20 protein-coding genes are annotated in these 23,107 nt (G+C 48.5%); 15 read left to right on the forward strand and 5 right to left on the reverse strand.

Annotated elements, in window-relative coordinates; translation table 11 throughout:
• Nucleotide 1 precedes the first annotated feature (1 nt).
• From AC5YB1_RS15445 to AC5YB1_RS15505, 13 genes are all read left to right on the forward strand, one after another.
• Complete coding sequence (locus tag AC5YB1_RS15445; RefSeq protein ID WP_475516035.1) at nt 2-1,228, forward strand: molybdopterin-dependent oxidoreductase; 1,227 nt, start codon at nt 2-4, stop codon at nt 1,226-1,228.
• Complete coding sequence (locus AC5YB1_RS15450; protein WP_475516034.1) at nt 1,228-1,617, forward strand: cytochrome C; 390 nt, start codon at nt 1,228-1,230, stop codon at nt 1,615-1,617. Before AC5YB1_RS15445 ends, AC5YB1_RS15450 begins: the two co-directional genes overlap by 1 nt.
• Nucleotides 1,617-2,015, forward strand: a complete 399-nt coding sequence (locus AC5YB1_RS15455; RefSeq protein ID WP_475516033.1) for a c-type cytochrome — start codon at nt 1,617-1,619, stop codon at nt 2,013-2,015. Before AC5YB1_RS15450 ends, AC5YB1_RS15455 begins: the two co-directional genes overlap by 1 nt.
• Nucleotides 2,016-2,569: 554 nt before the next feature.
• The gene (hemL, locus tag AC5YB1_RS15460; protein WP_475516032.1) at nt 2,570-3,856 is read left to right on the forward strand and encodes a glutamate-1-semialdehyde 2,1-aminomutase; all 1,287 of its coding nucleotides are present in this window, start codon (nt 2,570-2,572) and stop codon (nt 3,854-3,856) included.
• 423 nt (nt 3,857-4,279) lie between these two features.
• Nucleotides 4,280-5,527 carry a sodium:proton antiporter NhaD gene (gene nhaD, locus AC5YB1_RS15465; RefSeq protein ID WP_494519898.1) on the forward strand — a complete coding sequence of 416 codons (1,248 nt, stop codon included), beginning with the start codon at nt 4,280-4,282 and terminating at the stop codon, nt 5,525-5,527.
• 344 nt (nt 5,528-5,871) lie between these two features.
• Entirely contained in the window at nt 5,872-6,774 is a 903-nt protein-coding gene (locus AC5YB1_RS15470; protein WP_494519899.1) for a LysR substrate-binding domain-containing protein, read from the forward strand.
• Between the two features lie 336 nt (nt 6,775-7,110).
• The gene (locus AC5YB1_RS15475; protein WP_475516029.1) at nt 7,111-7,773 is read left to right on the forward strand and encodes a cysteine hydrolase family protein; all 663 of its coding nucleotides are present in this window, start codon (nt 7,111-7,113) and stop codon (nt 7,771-7,773) included.
• Between the two features lie 9 nt (nt 7,774-7,782).
• Nucleotides 7,783-8,631 (forward strand): oxamate carbamoyltransferase subunit AllH family protein, encoded by an 849-nt coding sequence (locus tag AC5YB1_RS15480; RefSeq protein ID WP_494519900.1) that lies wholly within the window; start codon nt 7,783-7,785, stop codon nt 8,629-8,631.
• A gap of 23 nt (nt 8,632-8,654) precedes the next feature.
• On the forward strand, nt 8,655-10,193 hold the full coding sequence (gene fdrA, locus AC5YB1_RS15485; protein ID WP_494519901.1) for an acyl-CoA synthetase FdrA: 1,539 nt from the start codon (nt 8,655-8,657) through the stop codon (nt 10,191-10,193).
• 13 nt (nt 10,194-10,206) lie between these two features.
• A complete protein-coding gene (locus AC5YB1_RS15490) occupies nt 10,207-11,619 on the forward strand; it encodes a YlbE family protein (protein ID WP_494519902.1) in 1,413 nt (470 codons plus the stop codon).
• A gap of 8 nt (nt 11,620-11,627) precedes the next feature.
• On the forward strand, nt 11,628-12,581 hold the full coding sequence (arcC, locus tag AC5YB1_RS15495) for a carbamate kinase (RefSeq protein ID WP_494519903.1): 954 nt from the start codon (nt 11,628-11,630) through the stop codon (nt 12,579-12,581).
• Nucleotides 12,582-12,636: 55 nt separating this feature from the next.
• The gene (locus AC5YB1_RS15500; RefSeq protein WP_494519904.1) at nt 12,637-13,026 is read left to right on the forward strand and encodes an allophanate hydrolase-related protein; all 390 of its coding nucleotides are present in this window, start codon (nt 12,637-12,639) and stop codon (nt 13,024-13,026) included.
• 114 nt (nt 13,027-13,140) lie between these two features.
• Nucleotides 13,141-14,397 carry a cytosine permease gene (locus AC5YB1_RS15505; protein WP_494519905.1) on the forward strand — a complete coding sequence of 419 codons (1,257 nt, stop codon included), beginning with the start codon at nt 13,141-13,143 and terminating at the stop codon, nt 14,395-14,397.
• Nucleotides 14,398-14,497: 100 nt separating this feature from the next.
• On the opposite strand, the gene AC5YB1_RS15510 is transcribed toward AC5YB1_RS15505, so the two are convergent.
• A complete protein-coding gene (locus AC5YB1_RS15510) occupies nt 14,498-15,505 on the reverse strand; it encodes a general secretion pathway protein GspB (protein WP_494519906.1) in 1,008 nt (335 codons plus the stop codon).
• Nucleotides 15,505-17,220: an ExeA family protein gene (locus AC5YB1_RS15515; RefSeq protein ID WP_494519907.1), complete on the reverse strand. Its 1,716-nt coding sequence runs from the start codon at nt 17,218-17,220 to the stop codon at nt 15,505-15,507. The genes AC5YB1_RS15510 and AC5YB1_RS15515 overlap by 1 nt, the downstream gene beginning before the upstream one ends.
• A gap of 166 nt (nt 17,221-17,386) precedes the next feature.
• On the opposite strand from AC5YB1_RS15515, the gene AC5YB1_RS15520 reads away from it, so the two are divergent.
• Both AC5YB1_RS15520 and AC5YB1_RS15525 read left to right on the forward strand, forming a co-directional pair.
• On the forward strand, nt 17,387-18,631 hold the full coding sequence (locus tag AC5YB1_RS15520; RefSeq protein WP_494519908.1) for a multifunctional CCA addition/repair protein: 1,245 nt from the start codon (nt 17,387-17,389) through the stop codon (nt 18,629-18,631).
• Nucleotides 18,632-18,835: 204 nt separating this feature from the next.
• Nucleotides 18,836-19,102, forward strand: coding sequence for an Lpp/OprI family alanine-zipper lipoprotein (locus tag AC5YB1_RS15525; RefSeq protein ID WP_110456066.1), 267 nt, complete (start codon nt 18,836-18,838; stop codon nt 19,100-19,102).
• A 347-nt stretch (nt 19,103-19,449) separates the two neighbouring features.
• On the opposite strand, the gene AC5YB1_RS15530 is transcribed toward AC5YB1_RS15525, so the two are convergent.
• From AC5YB1_RS15530 to cynS, 3 genes are all read right to left on the reverse strand, one after another.
• Nucleotides 19,450-20,715: a RidA family protein gene (locus AC5YB1_RS15530; RefSeq protein ID WP_494519909.1), complete on the reverse strand. Its 1,266-nt coding sequence runs from the start codon at nt 20,713-20,715 to the stop codon at nt 19,450-19,452.
• A gap of 627 nt (nt 20,716-21,342) precedes the next feature.
• Nucleotides 21,343-22,560, reverse strand: a complete 1,218-nt coding sequence (locus AC5YB1_RS15535; protein ID WP_494519910.1) for a CynX/NimT family MFS transporter — start codon at nt 22,558-22,560, stop codon at nt 21,343-21,345.
• A gap of 69 nt (nt 22,561-22,629) precedes the next feature.
• The gene (gene cynS / locus AC5YB1_RS15540) at nt 22,630-23,100 is read right to left on the reverse strand and encodes a cyanase (protein ID WP_494519911.1); all 471 of its coding nucleotides are present in this window, start codon (nt 23,098-23,100) and stop codon (nt 22,630-22,632) included.
• Between the last annotated feature and the right edge of the window lie 7 nt (nt 23,101-23,107).

A 23,107-nucleotide genomic window follows, 5' to 3' on the forward strand; every position in this document is an offset into this window, starting at 1 on the left:
CATGGCAATCGATAGACGTAATTTTCTTAAAGGGGCGGTAGCCACTTCAGTAGCGGCCATGTTGCCAGTCAATTGGGTATTTGCGCAAAACCGACCAGAAGGCATGGCAGCCATGGATGTGTCAGCGGTAAAGTGGAGTAAAGTCGATCACCTGCCTGAACACTTTAAGGTACTCAACAGCAGCCCACTGAATGCCTTCCCACCAGAACATCTGCTTGATCCTGCGACCACGCCATCGGATGTAGCCTTTATTCGCTGGAATGGCCAGATGCCCGACTTCGAGAACATCAATCCTGACACTTGGGAGTTTACCGTCGATGGCGAGTCAATCGAAACGCCTAAAACCTACACCATCGCCGAGCTAAAAAAGAAGTTTAAGACCCATACCCAAAAACTGGTACTCGAATGTGGCGGCAATAGCCGAGTCAACTTCTACCCTAACGCCAAAGGTAACCAGTGGAGTAACTCGGCTGTCTTTTGCGCAGAGTGGACTGGTGTTTTAGTCAAAGACGTATTAGCCGACTGTGGCGTAAAGAGCGATGCGGTGTATACCGCGCACTATGGCGCCGACAAGCACATTAGTGGTAAAGGCGCGGCCATTTCTCGTGGCGTGCCGATTGAAGCGGCCATGAATGAAAACGCCCTTATCGCGTGGGCAATGAACGGCGAAGATATTCCTTACATGCACGGTTACCCACTGCGTATCGTCTTTGGCGGTCGTCCTGGCTCAGTATCACAAAAATGTGCCACCGGCATTGGCGTACGCGATCGCGTGCACGATGGTAAAAAGATGGCGGCTCCCGCTTATCAAGTACCAAAGCATCCTGTCGCCCCAGGTGAAAAGGTCGACAACAAAGACTTTAAGATCATCGAAGAGATGATTGTTAAGTCGTTAATTACCTCACCACAAACCGGCGGTGAGCTAGCCCTAGGCGAGAACATTGAAGTGCGCGGCCATGCTTGGGCTGGTGTGCGTGAAGTGACTAAAGTGGAAGTCAGCTATGACTATGGCACCACGTGGCAAAGCGCGTCACTCACCAAACCCGCCAATCCAACGGCATGGCAACAATGGGCCATTAGCCTCAAGCTACCACAAACTGGCTACTACGAAATTTGGGCCCGTGCCACCGACAGCCAAGGTGACACCCAACCAATGGTACAACCTCAGTGGAACCCCAAAGGGTACCTATTTAACGGTTGCCACCGCATTGCATTAAGGGTGGTGTAATGAAAAAACACCTATTTGCGGCAGCGTTAATGCTAGCAAGTATGCCAGGGGTAGCCGCAGGCTCGTCTGAGGTGGCCACCTATCCGGTGGATGCTGAAACGGGTTTGATTATGGCGCCGGGCTGGGAGATGGTAAAAGATCAGTGTAACGCCTGTCACACCAGTCATATTATCCCGCAAAACCCCGGAAATAGAGCCGTATGGCGCGAGACCATTGAGTGGATGATTGACACCCAAGGTTTATGGGATTTATCTGACACTTGGGATCCTGTGCTCGATTACCTGTCGACTTACTATAACGAGACTGGTATCGACATGCAGATCTTTAGGCGTAAACCGTTAGATCCTGAGCTGATGCCCCCCATGCCAACGGCTAAAGGAGACCACTGATGAAACGTTTATTTGTGAGCCTTGGCCTCATCGCTGCACTGCTATTTGCCGCTATTGTCAGCGGCAATGAGCGCCGAGAGTTCAACCAAACGATCGAAAATATGGGGCTAAAGATAAGCCCTAGTACCTTGGCATATTCGGCCGATGTTGAGCAGGGAAAGCAGCTGGCTTCGACTCGCTGTATCGCTTGCCATGGCGCAACTATGCTTAAGGTGATGCCAAGCTACCCCATGCTCGAAGGGCAAAAAGCCGCTTACCTGTTTAAGCAGCTAATGGCGTTTAAGCACGGCGAGCGCAGCAACCCCATTATGCAAGGGCAAGCCGCGCAGCTATCTGAGCAACAGATGAAAGATGTCTCGCTGTACTATTCGCAGCAGGCAACACTTACGCTGCACTAAGTGCATGTAAGCTCACTCAAGGTTCGAATGACTCGGCGCGGCAGCTATGCTAATGCGGTGCCATAAGATAACTTCGATACCTAACATCATGGGCGGTGCCATCAGGTCCGCCCATTATTTTTAGCCCTCTCCCCATAAAACAGACCGCTTCGCGTCAGTACTAGCAATCCGCCACTCTGTGATCGATGACATTGAAAATGCTGCGTATACGGTCACAATAATAGATCAACTTGAAGACAATTTAGTATGGGCTGATATACTCTAGCGGCTTATATTCAGGCGCAAGGTTTTGTCTCACGGTAAAACGCTAACAAGGCGCTGTTAAGTTGCACTTAACCCACAAAATTGATACACAGCATTGCAAAGATGGTGCTTATGCCCCGCTGCCACGAACGCAAGAAAAACAGGCAGGTAACGGTGGGCTATGCATGTCCATGGCAAGATTTGCAGTGATATAAAGGGTTGCGGCACAAGTTGAGCAACCCTAATGAGCCGTTAATTGATATTCACAAAAGCCGATTTTTAATCTGGCAACTGACTTTAAAGGATCTAGCATGACCCGCTCTGAAACCCTATTTGAACAGGCTAAAAAAACTATTCCTGGTGGCGTTAACTCGCCAGTACGTGCCTTTAACGGTGTTGGTGGTTCGCCACTGTTTATCGAAAAAGCGGATGGTGCTTATATTTATGATGCCGATGGCAAAGCCTATATCGATTATGTTGGCTCTTGGGGACCGATGATTCTAGGTCACAACCATCCAAAGATTCGTGCAGCGGTATTGGCCGCCGTGGAAAATGGCCTGTCATTTGGTGCCCCCACTGAACTTGAAGTGCGCATGGCTGAAAAAGTGATCGAGATGGTGCCATCGATGGAACAAGTCCGTATGGTGAGCTCAGGTACTGAAGCGACCATGAGCGCCATTCGTCTGGCTCGTGGTTTCACTGGTCGCGATAAAATCCTTAAGTTTGAAGGCTGCTACCACGGCCACGCGGACTGCTTACTCGTAAAAGCAGGTTCTGGCGCGCTGACTCTGGGTCAGCCAAGCTCTCCTGGTATTCCTGAAGATTTTGCTAAGCACACCCTAACCGCCGTTTATAATGAACTTGAATCGGTTAAAACGCTGTTTGAACAGTATCCAGAAGAGATCTCGTGCATCATTCTTGAGCCTGTAGCTGGCAACATGAACTGCATTCCGCCAATCCCTGGTTTCCTTGAAGGCCTGCGTGCCCTGTGTGATCAATACGGCGCACTGCTTATTATCGACGAAGTGATGACTGGTTTCCGCGTATCGAAAAGCGGGGCTCAGGGCCACTACGGGATCACGCCCGATCTCACCACATTAGGAAAAGTGATCGGCGGCGGCATGCCAGTAGGCGCTTTCGGTGGCCGTAAAGATGTGATGCAGTTTATCGCGCCAACGGGCCCAGTTTATCAAGCGGGTACCCTGTCTGGTAATCCGATTGCGATGTCAGCCGGTCTTGCGCAGATGGAAGCACTCAGCGAGCCAGGTCTTTACGAAGCGCTTGCTGATAAAACAAAACGTGTTGCCGAAGGCTTTAAGGCGGCGGCCAACAAACATGGTATTCCACTGAGCATCAACTATGTTGGCGGTATGTTTGGCTTGTTCTTCACTGACGAAGAGAAAGTCACACGTTTCGACCAAGTCACTCAATGTAATGCCGAGGCCTTCCCAGAGTTTTACCATGGCATGTTAGATGAAGGTGTTTATCTAGCGCCAAGCGCCTATGAAGCAGGCTTCTTGTCTATGGCTCATGGCGACAAAGAGATTGAAGCAACGCTTGCCGCTGCCGATCGCGTGTTTGCAAAAATGGCTAAATAACACCAGCGTTAAGCAGTACCGATAACGCGTATGCCTAACAAAACAAAGAGGACCTAGTGTCCTCTTTTTGTTTATCTGCCCCATGCCCATAAGGAGCCCGCCACGCTAAACCGATAAAATCACATAAAATGAGCAATCATATAATAAAGTAGAAGCTAATGTTAACGGACGATTCACAGCCAGCAAACAGTTAAATCATCTACCAAAGCCTGCAATTGCAGCACATTAAACATGAACAGCCCCCTCAAAAGCCTATCCGCATCACAGTTTTACTGCAAAGTTAGACTAAGGTAACGCTTGCCTATTGCACTTTCCTATGGTCTGATCGCCAGCTATCACAACAACCTTAATATAACCTTGATTTTAAATCTTCATTCTCATCGCCATGAGGTGCGGACTTAAGTCGGCCGTAGGAACCAATGTATGCTCGACATTTTCCTGATCACCCTTGCTGTGCTAGCGCTATTAAGCATCATTTTTGAAGAGGTGACTCACCTTAACAAAGCTAAAACTACCTTGTTTTTTGGCTGTATAGCCTGGATAACCCTGTTTGTTGCCGCAAACGATGCCGATCACCAGCGGCTAATGGCCCAGGAACTTGATCACAACCTATTAGAAATCGCCACCTTGTGGCTGTTCCTTATGTCGACCATGACCTTTGTGGCTTATCTCAATGCCAAAGGGATGATCCAAGTCTTAGTGCAAAAGTTATTTCCACAGCAAGTATCGGTACGCATGCTGATGATCCAAGTGGCCTTGTTCTCGCTGGTGCTGTCGGCCATTTGTGATAACGTCACCGCCACCTTGGTTTCACTCGGGTTATTAACCACCTTTCAACTTGAAAGCCAGATGAAACGCCGTATGTCGGTATTAATCATCTTTGCGGTCAACTCTGGCGGTGTCGCGCTGATCACGGGTGATGTGACCACCTTGATGATCTTCCTTGGCGGCCATGTGCATATCTCGCAGTTACTGATACTGTTTATCCCCGCCGCGATAAGCGTCATGTTACTGGCAGTGTTGTTCTCGCTCAAAGCCGAAGGACGAGTGAGCACCACGCCGATAAAGCCTCAGTACAGCCGTATAGATGTGCTCATCGCCATTATTTTTCTGATCACCATCATATTAACCATGGTGCTCAATATCTTGTTTGGTATTCCACCCGTGCTGACTTTCCTCTCTGGGTTGTCGGTGATGTTTTTAGTGGGCACCACCTCTCGCAGTAATAAAGAGGAGTTACAGATCCTCGAATATATTCGTCAGGTTGAATTCGACACCCTACTGTTCTTCCTCGGCATATTATTATTGGTGGGCATGCTTAAAGAGATTGGTACCTTGCATCTGCTCACCGAGGTGTATGCCAAGTTTGATCCCAATATCTCTAACTTTGTCACAGGTATAGGCTCGGCATTGCTCGATAACGTGCCATTAACAGCCGCATTACTGAAAGCCGAACCGGTGCTGACCACCCCAGAATGGTTAGGCCTCACCTATTCTGTTGGGGTTGGCGGCTCATTGCTGGTCATTGGTAGCGCGGCGGGCATCATCGCCATGAGTAAGGTCAAAGAGCTGACCTTTGTGGCCTATTTAAAATATGTCCCAGCACTTCTGTTGTGCTACACCTGCGGCTATGGCTTAACCTTACTGCTGGCCTACGAGTTTTTTGGCTAAAGCGCGCAACCACCCCTTAGCACTTAACAATGCGATGACCCTGCTCATCGCATTGTTATTAGCTCAGCCTATTGTTTGCCATACCTTCTATTACCAGCCAGCTTTATTACATGCCTGCTTGATTACCAGCCCACTTGATTAAAAGTCACCTGCTATTAAAGCCCCTTTATTGCAAGCCAGCACAATTATAAGATGAGCAGCACCAAGCTAGTTGATGGTTATCACAGCATGAGACCCAAACTGCCCCCTCTATCCATCGTCCCCAGCATAGAGTCGACTGAAGGGATTTGCTTAGTGCGACCAAAAGCATATACTGCCAAAAATTTACCAAAGCGAATCTCACTATGCCTTTGTCTAAGGAAGCCTTTAAAACCATCCATTTGATCGCTAAATCGGGGAGTTTTGCGGTTGCAGCCGAACGACTCAATCGCGTACCGTCCGCCGTGAGTTACACGGTAAAAAAAATGGAAGAAGAGCTTGGATTTGCTCTATTTGACCGCAAGGGACGACAGATCAAACTCACCCCGGCTGGGCAATATTTTATTGATCATAGTCAGTGGATGCTCGATACCTATGACGAGCTAGTGCGTAACAGCGCCATGATCTGCACCGGTGTTGATGCCACCTTTAATATTGCCATTAACAACATAATTAATCGTGATGGATTAATCGATCTAATTGCGCAACTTAATCAGCAATTTCCATCCACAAAAATTTCAGTCACCACAGAGGTGTACAATGGCTGCTGGGATGCACTCTATGATAGACGAGCCGATCTGGTAATTGGCGCGCCGCACTCCGCCCCCAAGATGGAAGGGGTGGTTTCGCAATCAATTGGTAAAATTGAGTGGGATTTCATCGTGGCGCAATCTTCCCCGTTAGCCAGCCAAATCAACGTATTAACGGCCGAGCAGCTAAGACAATATCCCGTTATTGTGGTTAAAGACACCGCCAAACATATCCTGCCACAAGATGCCTGGTCCCTCACCGGACAAAAAATCATTTACGCGCCAGAGCTATCAACGGCAATAGCCTTAATTGAGCGTGGCGTAGGGATAGGCTATATCCCGCATCACCGCATTAAAACCTCGCTTGATTTAGGTCAGGTGATTAAAAAGGCCATTGTCGAACACAAACAACCTACTCAGCTGTTTTATGCCTGGCATGCTAACCGTGAAAGCCCGGTATTAAATTGGTGTATTGAGTACTTAATGCAACCCGAACACGCCAATCAGTGGTGCGACTAAACTGCTATAACGCGCCTAACCGCGTCCTGCATCATTTTCTGAGGGATTAGCGTGTGAGCCAATTCACAGTTTCACCCCCCTCATTAAACAATTAAAGCGAAGTGATGCGTCAAAATATTTGACGCATCCTAGCCCAATACCAATTAAGACGAGACCTGCGCCCTATAGGCATCATCATATTGAGAGAGCCGTCGCTTTAACAGGTTAAAGCATCAAATTATTTGATTTCTCAAGCCTGATTTTATCACTTTTTTAATCAATATTAGCCCGATACTATCAAACGGTGTTAACCACTTTGAGTTAACCCGGCCCAATTATTATAAAGGTTATTAAATTATGACTAGATTATTTCAAGCCGAACCATTTGCATTAAACTTCGATCCAGCAACGACTGCGCTAGTCGTCATTGATATGCAGCGAGACTTTGTTGAGCCTGGTGGGTTTGGCGAAGCGCTAGGTAACGATGTCTCTTTAGTGCGCAGCGCAATTGAACCTTGTGGCAAATTATTAAACACCGCCCGCGAAACGGGGATCATGGTTATCCATACCCGCGAAGGTCACCGCGCCGATTTAACCGACTGCCCACCAGCAAAACTAACCCGTGGTGGCAAAACCTTTATCGGCGAGAAAGGGCCAAAAGGCCGTATACTTATCCGCGGCGAAGCAGGTCACGATATCATTCCTGAACTCTACCCTATTGCTGGCGAGCCGATTATCGACAAGCCAGGTAAAGGGGCGTTTTACCAAACCGATCTGCACCTAATCCTGCAAAACAACAATATCAAAACCTTGATTGTGTGTGGCGTCACCACCGAAGTGTGCGTTGGTACTACAGTACGAGAAGCCAATGACCGCGGCTATGAGTGCATTGTGCCTGAAGATTGTGTTGGGTCTTACTTCCCAGAATTCCATCAATCGACCCTTGATATGATCAAGGCGCAGGGCGCGATATTCGGTTGGGTATCAAATAGCGAAAATATCATCGAAGGACTTAAGTAAGTCGATGAGATGATACTCTCGCTCACTAAGGGATACCTTTGCCCAGCAACATCATTTAACGGCAAGGTACACAGCGTTTTTCGGCGGTCGATGAATATCAAAACCGATCTGATTGACACGCCTTGGGTATCCCTTCTTGATACACGTTTACCAGCGACTCCCACTGCATATCAGTGTGACTTCGAGTCGATAGGGCCATTAACCAACAAGATAAAGGTGGGCGAGACGCTATTTATGCGAGGTGGCATGATACGGCTAAAGTCCACTGTAAACTTAGCAATTAATACCCTTACAGCCAGAAAGTGGCAACAAGCTCCAGCGTTATTAACGATTAATCATTACCGTATTAAAAATAATGTCGGTATGACGGAAGCCTTACTTGGAAAGTATATTTCCAGTAAGGAAAAGTTAACCATTAACTCTGCTGCTGAATATATTCAACACTTAGGATTAACACTCCCAAACTGTATTTATATTCACTCAGAAAAATTAGCTAAAAATATAGGTCATGGTAAGGGACTCACACCATCAGGTGATGACTTTTTAATAGGCGTGCTGGCGGTACTATCCAGTTTAACCACAGTGCATCCGCAGGCCGAAACGCTTTTTAATCAAATTAAAACAGCAATACTGTTAGATATTAATAAGACCAATGAGATTAGCGCACATTATTTAACATTGGCTCTTTATCACCATTTTTCGCACCCAGTGCAATGGCTAATACATGATTTATTTACCGCAACGGACGCCTCGATACTTAACCACAGAGTGATGGCTAACCTCAACATTGGCGCCAGCTCAGGTGCCGACACCCTTGCGGGAATGCTGTATTGCCTCAATAACGTATTACTGAATTAAAACTTATTTTAACAGGTACTTATATGACCATTAAATATAAAACATTTGAAAATCTCTATCAGGATTCCGTTTCCTTGATGCAGATTTCAGCCCGCCTCAATAAAATGAGTGGCATAGAAGAGGCCTCTGTCGCCATGGGCACAGAAGCGAACTTAGCACGCATGACCGATGCCGGTTTTGGCAGCGATATTATTGCCAAGCCCAATGATCTGGTTGTCGCGGTAAAAGGCGACGAGGCAGCATGCCAAGAAGCGATTGAAATCGCATTTGAGGCGCTCACGGCAAAACCCGATGCAGGCAATGACAGCCAACAGTTCTCTCAGCCACTGACCAGCTTTGCGCTTGGGTTAACCCAACATCCTGATGCTAACCTGGCGATGATCTCTGTCCCTGGTGAATATGCCGCCGCAGAGGCGATAAAAGCCTTAAATCTTGGGCTGAACGTCATGATGTTTAGCGACAATGTATCGGTAGCCGATGAGCGCGCCATCAAACAACTGGCCCAGCAAAAAGAACTGATGGTCATGGGACCCGATTGCGGCACCGCCATTATCAACGGTATTCCCCTAGGTTTTGCAAACGTCGTACGCCGCGGCGCGATTGGCGTCGTTGCGGCATCTGGTACTGGGCTACAAGAAGCCACTTGCCGCATTCATCAACTGGGTGAAGGCGTATCGCAAGCGTTAGGCACGGGCGGTCATGATCTGCACCAAGATGTGGGCGGTATCTCTATGCTGCATGGCCTACAGGCACTTGCCGATGATGAGGCCACTAAGGTGATCGTGCTGATCTCTAAGCCACCCGCAAAGGCGATTGCAGAGCAAATTTTAGCGACCGCAGCCCAAGTTGATAAACCGGTTGTGGTGCATTTTCTTGGCGCGGCAGATTCCTCAATGGCACTCGATGGGGTTTATGCTGCCCACTCGTTGGCGCACTCTGCCGAAGTGGCAGTGGCAGTGTTAAACCAGCAAGCGATTCCAGACGTACAAACTCAGCCAAAAGATGATTCAGTGTTAACTACGCTAAGCAGCAAGTTATTGCCTAGCCAGCGTTATATTAGAGGGGTCTTTGCCGGCGGAACCTTCTGCTTCGAAGCGCAAATTATTGCCAGCCAATATGGCATAAATGCGTATTCAAACACGCCAACCCAAGGTAACAGCCAGCTTGATGATGTATGGACAAGCCAGCAGCACACCATAGTGGATCTCGGTGATGATGCCTTCACCCAAGGTCGTCCGCATCCGATGATCGACCCGACATTACGTAACCAGCGCATTTTACAAGATGCTCAAGACCCAGCCACCGCCGTGATCCTGTTTGATGTGGTGTTAGGTTATGGCGCGTCAGAAGCCCCACTGACTGAGCTACTTGATGTGATTGACACGGTTCGTAGCAAAACCGCCACTGCACCACTGTTTATTGCCCATGTGTGCGGCACAGAGTTAGATCCCCAGTCTCGTGATTTAACCCGTGATGCCTTGAGCGAGGCCGGGGTATTAATTGCAGATAGCAATGCCGATGCTGCGCACCTTGCTGCGAAATTCATTTCTCAACTTTGCTAAATAGGTAATTCAAATGAAAGCACTTTTCACTCAGAAACTGACAGTCCTCAATGCAGGCCTAGCAAGTTTCGCCACTAACATTGAACGTGCCGGCGGTGAAGCGATAGCCATGAACTGGCAACCTCCAGCAGGTGGCGATCGTCAAGGCGGCTTAGCCCTAGCAGAATTACTCAACCAACCAGAGATTGAGCTTGCCAACCAAACGGCCATGGAGCGCTACTTAGCCGCCCAACCTATGCTGGTCGATGTGATGCTTGCTGGCGAGGCGATACCCACCCTAGCAGAGAAAAAACTGATCCTACATGCAGGCCCACCGATTGCGTGGCAGGAGATGTGCGGCCCAGTACAAGGGGCGATTTTAGGTGCCATCTTATTTGAAAAATGGGCTGATGACCTTGAGCAAGCAGAGGCGTTGATCCACGCAGGTGAAGTGACCTTCGAGCCTTGTCATCACTTTGATGCCGTAGGCCCAATGGCCGGGATCATTAGCCGTTCAATGCCGTTGTGGGTGGTCGAAAACCCAAATAATGGTAATGAGCGCGTCTACAGCAACTTTAACGAAGGCTTAGGTAAAGTGCTGCGTTTTGGTGCCAATAGCCCAGCCGTGATTGAACGCTTAGAGTGGATGGGTACTGAGCTGGCTCAAGCGATGAAAGCCATGTTGGTTCAATCTGGCCCTATCGAGCTAAAGCCCATTATGGCCCAAGCTCTGCACATGGGTGATGAAGTACACAACCGTAATGCGGCAGCAACCGGCTTACTGTTAAAACAACTGGTACCAGCACTGCTTAATACCGCAGAGCCTAAAGAGCAGATCCAACGAGTGATTAGTTTTATCACCGCCAACGATCATTTCTTCTTAAACCTGTCGATGGCAGCGTGTAAGAGCATGCTTAAAGCGGCCGAGAATATCCCTAACAGCACCATGGTAACTGTGATGGCGCGTAACGGGGTTAACTTTGGTATCCGCCTGTCTGGCACGGGTAACACTTGGTTCCAAGCACCTGCAAACCCGGTCGATGGGCTGTTTTTCCCAGGTTATGGCGTCGAAGATGCTGCGGCAGATTTAGGCGACAGCGCCATTACTGAAACCGCGGGGGTCGGTGGTTTTGCCATGGCTTCATCGCCAGCGATTGTGAAGTTTGTCGGCGGCACCCCGATTGATGCGACTAATAATAGCCGCGCAATGCAGGCCATCACCTTAGGCGGTAACCCTGCCTTTACCTTGCCAGCACTTAACTTTGCCCCAACAGCGGCGGGTATCGATGCGCGCAAGGTTGCCGATCACTCTGTATTACCCATCATCAACACAGGTATCGCCCATAAACAAGCGGGTGTAGGCCAAATTGGCGCCGGGATCACCACAGCACCAATGCAGTGCTTTGTTGATGCTTTACAAACCTTTGCCACTCAACGTGAACACTAGGAATAACCATGACTAAAAAACCTTTAGCAGTCGTCGCCTTTGGCGGCAATGCGTTGATAGACAATGATGACCACTGCTCCATCAATGATCAGTACCAAACGGTGGTGAATAACGTAGGTTACTTGGTGGATTTAATTGAACGTGGATGGGATCTGGTATTAACCCACGGCAATGGCCCTCAAGTTGGCTTTATTCTGCGCCGCTCTGAGTTGGCCGCCCACGAAGTCGACCCTGTTCCGGTTGATTACGCGGTTGGCGATACCCAAGGTGCCATTGGCTATATGTTCCAAAAGGCATTGAGTAATGAGTTAAGCCGCCGCGGTATTGCCCGCCCTGTGGTCACACTCGTAACTCAAACCCGGGTGGATCCCAATGATCCAGCGTTCCAAGCGCCGAATAAGCCCATTGGTTCATTTATGGATAAAGCCACAGCCGAGCAATATGCCGCCGAATTAGGTTGGCACATTATGGAAGACTCAGGACGCGGTTGGCGCCGCTGCGTGGCGAGCCCTAGCCCACAAGAGATCATCGAGACCGACAGCATTAAAACCCTGCTTGGCAGTGGCGCACTCGTCATCGCCGCTGGCGGTGGTGGCATTCCGGTGGAACGCAACGCACAAGGGGACTTGGTGGGCGTTGAGGCGGTCATCGATAAAGATGTAGCTTCAGCCATGCTCGCCAAAGAGTTGCACGCCGACATGCTGATCATTCCAACTGGCGTTGAAAAGGTGGCCATCAACTTTGGCACCCCAGAGCAAGAGTGGCTAAGTGAACTGGATCCAGCACAGGCGCAAAAACTGGGCGAGCAAGGCCAATTTGGCGAAGGGTCAATGAAGCCTAAAGTCGACGCCTTATTGCAATTCTTAGCCGGTAATCCAGATGGCGCAGGGCTTATCACTAAAGCCAGCACCGTTATCGAAGCCATTGATGGTGCAACGGGCACCTGGATCCGCAACCACTAATCATTTTTTTGAGGTCCGGCATGGCCGGACCCTTTTTTTTTACGGAGTAAATCTTATGTCTAAAACAACTCTTTTAGCAGTAAACGGCACCCTAATGCGCGGCCTTGAACTCAACCCAAACCTAATCAATGTGGGCGGTAAATTCATTCGTGAAGATAAAACCGACCAGCATTACCGCCTATGGTCAATCAATGATGTTCACCCTGCAATGATCCGCACCACTGCGCCAAGCAACAGCGTTGACCTTGAAGTGTGGGAACTGCCTATGGAAGCCTTCGCTTCGGTATTGAGCAATGAGCCTGCAGGCCTTGCTATCGGTAAAGTTAAGCTTGCCGATGGTAGTGAAGTACTGGGGGTGTTAGGTGAGCCATGGCTGGTCGAAGGACAGCGTGAAATCACCGAGACCGGTGGATGGCGCAATTATATCAAGACAACCAAGGCATAAACCGTTAACGCATAAATCGAGATACACAAATAACAATAACATCGACAAGTCACCACCGATTGTCTTTGGGATCTCTTCAATCACATTCAGTTGTGAATTTAAGGCGTACTAATTATGAGTAGCAGAAATAATACCGAACAATCCAACACGGCCTCCGGTGCTCAAATCGCAATGATCCTGCTAGGGATCCTTGTAACCCCAGTGCTATTAGCCTCATCGAGTCTCGGTAGCCAGTTAACATTAGGCTCTGCAGCAGCGGTGATTGCTGTGGGCAGCTTAATCTTAACCGTGCTTGCGGTGATCAACATTGCCATTGGTGAGCAGGCTCGCTTGCCCACATACGGCATTGTGAAATACTCCTTTGGCAGCAAAGGTGCTATCGCCATCAATGTCATCATGGCCATCAGCTTGTTTGGTTGGATAGCAGTGACGGCGAACATGTTTGGCCACAGCGTGCATGATCTGCTGGCCACACAATTTGGGCTTGAGCTACCCGTAGCGCTTATCGTGGCCCTAGGTTGTGTTATTTTTGTTGCTTCTACCGCCTTTGGCTTTGAAGCGCTGGGCAAGGTATCAAAATTTGCCGTGCCCATCATAGTGTTGTTGATGTTTGTGATCCTTTATATGGCATTAACCGCCTCGGTGCCAGTGGTTGAGAAAGTCAGTAGCTTAAGTTTCGGTGCAGCGGTGTCATCGGTAGTGGGTACCATCATCGTCTTAGTGGCCACCTCACCCGATTTTGGCAGCTTTGTTCACAATCGTAAGCATGCGGTATTAGCGGGTGTATTAACCTTTGGTTTAGCCTATCCTGTGCTCTTTTTGGTGGGCGCGATACCTGGGTCTATCACCTCTGAAGGCTCGCTATTGTCTGCCATGGCGATTATTGGTAGCACGCTGCCTGCAGCTATTTTGCTGGTGTTTGCTTGCATCACAGGTAACGCGGGTAACATGTTCCAGGGCACCTTAGTGGTATCAACGCTGTTTACTAAGTTCCCTAAATGGCAGCTCACTGTGGTACTCGGTATTCTGGCGGCAATCGTCGGTAGCATGGATATTATGGCGTGGTTTATTCCATTCTTATTGTTCTTGGGTATCGCAACCCCTCCCATTGCAGGGATCTACATTGCCGACTTCTTTATCAATCGTCGTAACGGCTATGATGAAGCCTGCTTACAACAAGATCCTGCCATTAAGCCAATGACTTTTGTGGCTTGGGGTGTGGGTTCATTAGTGGGCTTTTGCACGGTAAATGGTTGGTTCACCCTATCGGGGATCCCATCGATTGACTCTTTGATGATAGCTTCAGTAGGTTACTTCCTATTAACGCGTATCGGTCAATCCAAGAGTAACGCACTGACTAATAACGGTTAACGCTTAACGACTCATGTCAAACCCTAAGGTATAAGTCAGTACTACAAGGCCATCTCTTCTGTATCAGAAGGCATGGCCTTTTTATTATGCTTAACAAATATTAAATGGCCGGCACTTTAAACTCGGTGCCAGCCACTTCAAGTACCACATCACGCGGTCTTATCTCGATAATGCGTAATGCGTCGCCAATCATGTCACCTTGCTGTAACTCGGCGCCATCGACATTAAGCCAGCGCTTATCGGGGTTACTGGCATAGACATGAGCCAATATCGTAAATTCAGGCACCTGTAGCTGCACACTAGCGGGTAACTGCCCATATTTAGGCAGCGTATCGGCGCTAGGCTCAGGAATAGGATCAAGCTTAGGTTCGGTCACAGGCGTTGCCACCGCCTTATCTATCTCCACCGCTTTTAATGCCGCTTCAAAGGCGGCGAGCAGGTTATCACTTGGCGGCTCACTTTGGCTCACAGGTGCATTGTGCCCCCGCGCGTGGGTTGAGTTGCTAAAGCCCACATCTTTAGCGGCTTCATCGACTTGCGCCTGCAGCGAATTAAGTAAGTCTTGGCCACGTTGATTACTATTCGCGCCTAAAATAATGGGCTCTTGGGCGGCGTTATCTGTCACTTGGGTTGCCATGGCGATGGTGCGCGACCCCTGCGCCAAATTGGCTTGCTCACTAACCTGCACTGCCTGCGCTTGATAGCCCATAGGCCGTGCTATGGGTACAGGCAATGCAACTTTTCCCGCCAGCTGCACATTTGGGCTCGCCGGCTGCGTGGTGTCGGCCACATTAGCTTGTGGGCTAGAATTAGCTTGCTGGCTGTGACTGACCTTAGACGGCGACATTAACGCTAGCGCATCAGGCTGTCGTGTCACTGTGGGCTCAGATAACGGCGCCTTCAAAGCGTTTGGGCGTAACGGGCTGACACTACTGAGTAGCCATGCCGCCAATACCGCGAGCACCAGCAGAGTGACAAACAGCGCCAACTTTAATCCAAGGTGACGAGTACGGTTCATCGCCTGATATTGGGCACGCGGAGTAATAATTGCATCTAGAGGCTGCTCTTGCTGTTTAGCTCGCATCACGGCATCGAGTAAAATAGACATCAGTAGCGCCCCCCACTTTCTTGCAGCCGCGGCCCTTGATCACTCAAGTAAAGATTAAGCTGCACTAAGGTTTGGCTGCCGGCAATGGCATCGGCCCGCAAACCGTGCTGACGTTGAAACGCTCGCAGCGCCTGCTCTAACTCATCGTCAAATTGGTTCACCAAACGTGGAGATTTTTGCTGGATATGTGCCAGCGCATTTTCAAGCCATTGCACCTGCGCAATTGGCGCACCGCGACCTATCTCTTTAGGCTGGTAACTGGGCGCCTGCCATAAAATTTCGAAGGTGCCACTGAAATGGCGAGTAAACCAAGCTCTGTCGACCCACAATTGCTGCTCGCCCAGTTGCAACAACAGCTGCTCACCTTGGCGCGACACCACAGTGCCATAAAATGGCTGTTGATCTTCATCTTGCAGATACACCACCGCTGGGTAGTTTAACCGTAGTAGCGAAAACCAGTTACCTTGCTGCTGAAAACAATCGAGCCCTTGCTGCTGCGCCGACTGACAAGCCGTTAAGCCGATATAGGGTGACTTGCCCCACAAGCCTAAAATACTGGCGTAAGCGCTATCTATGCTGCGGCTCTGCTCAATGGCTTGACGTAAAATCTGTTGACTGGCGCTTAGTTGCGCCGACTTAGGCGCACTCATGCTATCAAGGTCATCTGACAGTTGAGGAGTCGCCCCCCAATCGCCTGAGCGCTCGCGCTGCGCCAATTGATTAGGCATCTGGCTCGATGAAGCGCCCGCACCTGAACTTAGTACTGCACTGGAATTAGTACTCGGCTCTGCGACCAGATTAAGCACGCCACGCTCATCAGTGTGGTTAAACAGATAAAATGCCCCCGCAAAGGTGAATACCACGGCGGCCGCCGCTGCCGTAGGCCAAAAAAGCGATCGCGACTTAACCTCTTCGCCGAGCACTTCCGTTGCCGCAGTGCGCACCATGTTGGCATCAATCGGCACCTTAGATTGCGCGTAACCGGCCATCAAGGCGCGCTCACACAACAGATTAATCAACCGCGGAATACCGCCACTGTATTGATGCAAGGCTTTGATCGCACTGCGATGAAACAAAGGCTCATGCCGCCCCGCTACCTGCAATCTGTGCTGCACGTACAGAGCAATTTCTTGCTGAGTCAAAGGCAATAAGTGATAACGGGCGGTGATGCGCTGGGCCAATTGACGTAACTCTTGGCGTTTAAGCAATTGTTGTAGCTCTGGCTGACCAATCAAAATCACTTGTAATAGTTTTTTAGTGTCGGTTTCGAGATTGGTTAACAGACGCAGCTGCTCAAGGACTTCGGCGCGCAGATGCTGCGCTTCATCAATGATCATCACGGTATTACGTCCGCGTTCATGGTTCGCCAATAAAAACTGGCTTATTTTATCGGTAAGCTGCTTCAGGCTCGGCGCGGGGCCATATTCGATATTCAATGCATCGCACAAGGTGGCTAACAACTCTAACTCGGTTAGCGAAGGGTTCAGAATAAAGGCGGTGTCGGTATTGTCCGGTAACTGATTGAGCAAGGTACGCGACACCGTGGTTTTTCCTGTGCCAACTTCGCCCGTTAGCAGTACAAAGCCCCCCGTCTCACCTAGGCCATAGGTCAAATGTGCCAACGCCTCACGATGACGGTCACTTAGAAACAGATAATGCGGGTTGGGTGCAATAGAAAATGGGTTATCGTTAAGTCCATAAAACGCTTTGTACATGCAGGCTGTAGTCCCAAAAAATAATTGACGCTCCAAACTAAGCTTTAGCCAATCCATTGTCAAAAATTAGCCTAAAATATTTGCGCGCCGCCGCGTTGCAAACAGTACGATCACGCCCCCTTAGCATGATAAGCTAGAGGCAAAGTAAGCAAAGAGACTTAAACTGGTGAAAATCTATCTCGTTGGCGGCGCGGTCCGCGACCAATTATTGCAACTGCCCATCAAAGATCGTGACTACATGGTAGTTGGCGCAACACCTGAACAGATGCTCGCTCAAGGCTACAATCAAGTGGGTAAAGATTTCCCGGTGTTTCTGCACCCTAAAACTCAGCAAGAATATGCCTTAGCGCGCACCGAACGCAAAACGGCTGCAGGTTACGGTGGCTTTAGTTGTTACGCCGCCCCCGATGTCACCCTTGAAGAGGATCTGCTGCGCCGCGACTTAACCATTAATGCGATCGCTCAAGATGAGCAAGGTACACTGGTTGACCCCTATGGCGGCCAACGCGATATTGAGCTGCGTTTACTGCGCCACGTATCGGCGGCCTTTGTCGAAGATCCACTGCGGGTATTGCGGGTGGCTCGTTTCGCCGCACGTTTCCACCACTTAGGTTTTAGTGTTGCGCCAGAAACCATGGCATTAATGCAACAGATAAGCCGCAGCGGCGAACTCGATGCCTTAACCCCAGAACGGGTATTTTTAGAATTAGATAAGGCACTGGCAACCGAGGCGCCGCAAGTGTTTTTTGAGGTATTACGCCAGTGCGCTGCACTGCCAGTGTTGTTCCCCGAGATTGACGCGTTATTTGGCATCCCCCAGCCAATAGAGTGGCACCCAGAGGTTGATACTGGTGTGCACACCATGATGGTACTCGAACAAGCCGCAAAGTTATCACCAGAGCGTGCAATCCGCTTCGCAGCCCTAGTGCATGACTTAGGTAAAGCCCTTACACCGCCTGAGCTACTGCCTAAACATCACGGCCATGGACAAAAAGGGCTGGCGCCAATCAGAGCGCTGTGTACTCGCATTAGGGTACCTAATGAATATCGCGATCTGGCTTTACTGGTATGCGATCAGCATCAAAATGTACATCAGGCTTTTGAGTTAAAGCCGCAGACCATCATCAAAATATTCGACAAAGCCGATCTCTGGCGTAAGCCCCAGCGGCTATCTCAGCTGTTGTTGGCCTGTGAAGCCGACATGAAAGGCCGCAGCGGATTTGAACAGCACGACTACCCGCAGTCGCAATACTTACAAGACTGCTTTGAGGCGGCACAAAACATTGCCATAAAACCCATTATCGATGCTGGCTTTACTGGGGCCGAGATCAAAAGCGAACTACAACGTCAGCGCATTGAAATTATTGCAAAATACAAAGCTAATAGGCTGCAAACTGATACAAAGCACTAGCATAAGGTTAACGGTATGGTGATCAATGACCTAAATTGACACAAATTACCTACAGGGTCTTGCTTTTGGGTGCTCATGAGATATTGTATTGCAAGGTAAACACGAAAATTCATAGCAAAATAATATAGCTATGACATAATTAACTAGTTGCAGTTGTGTTTCAACTGCTCCACTTAATCCAACACACTCTAAAGGGATTTCCCAATGAACAAAAAAGTACTTATGCTTGCTGGCGTAGCAATGACGGCCCTTCTTGGTGGTTGTGCAAACACTACTGCTCTAGAAGAAAGCGTTGCGAACCTAGGCAACAAGGTTGATCAACTATCAGCTGAAGTTAGCTCTCTTAAGTCTGAGCAAGGCGCTCTTTCTGCAGACGTTAAAGATGCAAAAGCAGCAGCTATGGACGCACAAGCTGAAGCTAAGCGTGCTAACAGCCGTATCGACAACATCGCTTCTTCTTACAAGAAGTAATTTGTCTCAAAGTTAAGCTTATTTTTATAAGTGAACTTACAAGGCTTGGTTAAAGGTGAGTAAAAGTGCCACTGTTAGTGACACACACCATACCAAGCCTTAATTTTTTGGCGTTATCCTGACTCGCATTGCCAAAGCGAATCAAAGTCTTTAGTCATAAAAATCATTACTCGCCCAGCTCCTCTAATCTTACGGCACATACAACAAAACTTCCGACAGATTCGAATACAAAGTTAGCATCTAGCATCACTTCCAGATCCTCACCTCGACCATAAATGTCATATGTTATGTAAGCCAAACTTAACTTACCGCTATTGAAGAGAGGCTCAACGGCAATAACATCCACGCTATGCTTGTGGCGGTGTCCCTTCTGCATTAGCAACAACCGCGTCAATTTGCACTAAGGCATCCATAGGGATAGCACTAACCCCGACAGTTGTTCTTGCTGGCAGAGCACCGTCAAAGAAGCGGGTATAAACTTGGTTTACCGCCTCAATATCGGCAATGTTTTTCAGCTGAATATTGATTTTAACGACATCGTCCATCACATGGTCGATACTTTCAACAATGGCTTTGATATTGCGTAAGCATTGTTCGGCCTGCCCTGTTATGCCCCCATCAACCAGTTGATTTGTTTGTGGTTCTAAAGGTAACTGAGCTGCTATATGATTATAATGTGAGAAAGCTACAGTTTGTGAATATAGCGCATTTAGGGGGGCGTTTGGCGTATTACTTGCCCTTATGACAATGCCATGTCTGTCTTCTACCGCTTGTGGCGGAGTGCCATCTCCGTGTGATACCACCGCATCAATTTGCACTAAAGCATCCATAGGCAAAGCTGCAGCAACTAAGATAGAGCGTGCGGGTACATAAGCTGCGGTTCGAGCAATTGCAGAGTCTGGGAAAAAAGTGGTATACACTTCGTTGACAGCTTCAATATCGGCGGCATTTTTAATGAATATCGTTGTTTTGACAATATCGTCAAAAGGTACATCAATACTGGTTAAAATGGCCTTGAGGTTTGTTAAGCACTGCGCAGCCTGCTCCTGTACACCACCTTCGACCATTGCCCCAGTCTTAGGATCGATAGGTAATTGAGCTGAAATATTGTTGTAATGCGAAAACGCCACTGTTTGCGTCGATACCGAACTAATGGGTGCCTGCTGCGTATTGCTGGCGACCTTGACCAGTGCACAAGGTGCTTGTGGAGCAGTACCCTCCCCATTGGAAATAACCGCATCAATTTGAACTAAAGCCCCCTGGATAGGTAAAGCAGCAACAGCAACTGTCGTCCGTGTTGGAAGATAGCTTTGGAAGAATGCGCTATAAACGTCATTTACAGCATCAAGATCGGCGATGTTTTTAAGGAAAATATTAATTTTTACAACGTCGTCCATTACATGATCGATACTCTCGACAATGGCTTTAATATTGTTTAAGCACTGCTTTGTCTGCTCTTTTACACCACCAGTCACTATTTGCCCCGTTTTAGGGTCTACGGGTAATTGAGCCGAAATATTATTGTAATGAGAAAATGCCACCGTTTGTGTATATACAGAGCTTTCGGGTGCGTTGCCGGTATTTCTTGAAACCTTAATAATTTTACCACTCATATAGTTACATCCTATTTTATATCATTTATGTAGAGTTATTTTATTTACGTTTAAATGCATGCTAATTTTTAAACACACAAAGGCTTTAAAGCATAAATTAATGCTTTAACACAATTTCGATTAAGAGGGATTAGATTATCGACTCTAATTATATTAACTAAGATAGCTAATTTAGCTATTGGAATATTAATACCACCAAATAACAGAAACACACAAGAGATTAATAACTACGCCTTGCATTAACTGTGATACGAGTCATTAATGATATAGCGCTATTAATATCCACAATAAATACTATTCATTAAATAAATATAGCAATCTCACTTGATGATATAAACAAACCATTTTTTTAAGCTTTAATTATTCGTGATTCAAATTATTAGTGTTTAATCTATAACTAACGACACCATAGATGCCCATTGTGGTGATTAAGCATTATCCGCTGCTCAGCAGCTTTCACGTTTAATATCACACTCATAGGCAGAAAAGCGTTTCTTATCATCCCATCATGCACAGCCTATTACGCGGACAGCGCAAATTGGCGTCGGGTCCAGCCAAATCAAGATTAATACCAAGATGCTCGCACACTAAGACTCAGAAATCCTCAAGCTCACAGAAACTACATGGTTAGGCTTTATTGGGAGCCATCGCCTTGGTGTAGCCAGTTGGAGAGAACCTCGATGTGATAATAAGCATCACGACAAGCGCGACGATCAACATCAGCCAAGAGGCCTGATAATTCCCTGTCGATTGACGGAGTATTCCTGCAATATAGGGGATAATGGCGGTGATGATAAAACCCATGCCCTGCATAAATGCGGTTAGCGCCCCCGCTAGCCTCGGTGTCGATAGATGTTCGAGTGCCACCGTCAGCGTCAGCGCAAAACCGATGCCAAGGCCGGTGCCAATCATTGCGACCCAAACCACCAACATTGGCTGAGGTACCAGCATTAGTCCACTGAATCCGATTAACTGAATGCCAATGCCAAAAAACAACCATGGGCGTCGATCTCGCTCAACTGACAACACTGGCCCCGTCAGTGCGGCCAACACCTGAAACAGCGTCATGATGCCGATAAGTTCGCCGCTACTCTGCGCGCTCAAGCCTAAACTACGGGCATAACTGGGTAGCCAAGCGATCATACAAGCGTAACCGCCATTAGCCAGCCCGAAGTAGATGGCCAGCAACCAAGCACGCCGATGTGTGAAAAAGTTGATTGAGACGCCATCATCCTTAGCTGCTAATACTTCGCGAGGCCTTGACCACCATAGCAGCATAGCGATGATGGCGGGGATGAACCACAGACCTAACCCTGCGCCCCAATTGCCATAATGGTGCGCCACCATAGGGCTGAATATGGCGGCGAAGCCACCTCCAGCCATCAAAGACGCTGAGTAAATACCCATGGCCAAAGGCACACGCTGTGGATACCACCGTTTAACGACACCGGGCGCTATTGCCTGCACTATGGCTATGCCTGTTCCGGTCAGTAACGCACTACTAATAAGCGCGGCGCCGTCACTCAGCCATAAACGCCATAGACAGCCAAAGGCGATGGCAAGTAGCCCAAGCGTTATCCACACACTTTCACTCAGTCGTCGTCCTAGCCAGGGTTGCAGCAAGGGAAATAGCCCCATGCATAGCATGGGCAATACGGTTAACAGTGAAGCCGTTGATAATCCTATTGCGGTACTGCTACGGATCTCTTCGAGCAAGGGACCGATGGCGGTGAGCGCCGGACGTAGATTGATTGCCAATGCGGCAATGACGAGCATAGGCCAAAAGGAAGCCAAGCTAAATTGACCCGTAAAAGACTTGGACGCCTTGTTATTATCAGTGTTCATAGGTAAATACTGGCCTGTCTGAAGAAAAAAGTCGGCGCAATGCACCGACTATCGTTATAAGGCCAATGGTTAGAAAGGCTTATAAGGCAGGAATTTACCATCAAGGGTGATCACCGCGCGCGATCCACCTTCAGCATCTTCTACTTTCTTCATGTCCATCTTGAAGTTGATGGCGCTGATGATGCCATCACCAAACTGTTCATGTACTAGGGCTTTTAGTGTGGTGCCATAAACCTGCATCATCTCATAAAAGCGATAGATTGTTGGATCGGTTGGCATGTTGTTTTCAACGCTGCCACGCAAAGGGATCGTTTGTAGTAATGCAATCGCGCTATCATCAAGACCAAGGGTTTGACCCACCTTTTGGGCGGCTTCGGCTGGTAATGGCTGCTGACCTAACAGGGCGGCAGTAACAAATACATCACTAAGGCCTGTACCCTCGGCAATTTGCTCGAACGACAAGTTTTTTTCTGCTTTGGCTGCAATAATCACTTCAGTTAACGCCTGACGAGCTGTATTGCTGATTTGAGACTGGATCATAATTAAT

Source organism: Shewanella sp. 433, from assembly GCF_059338565.1.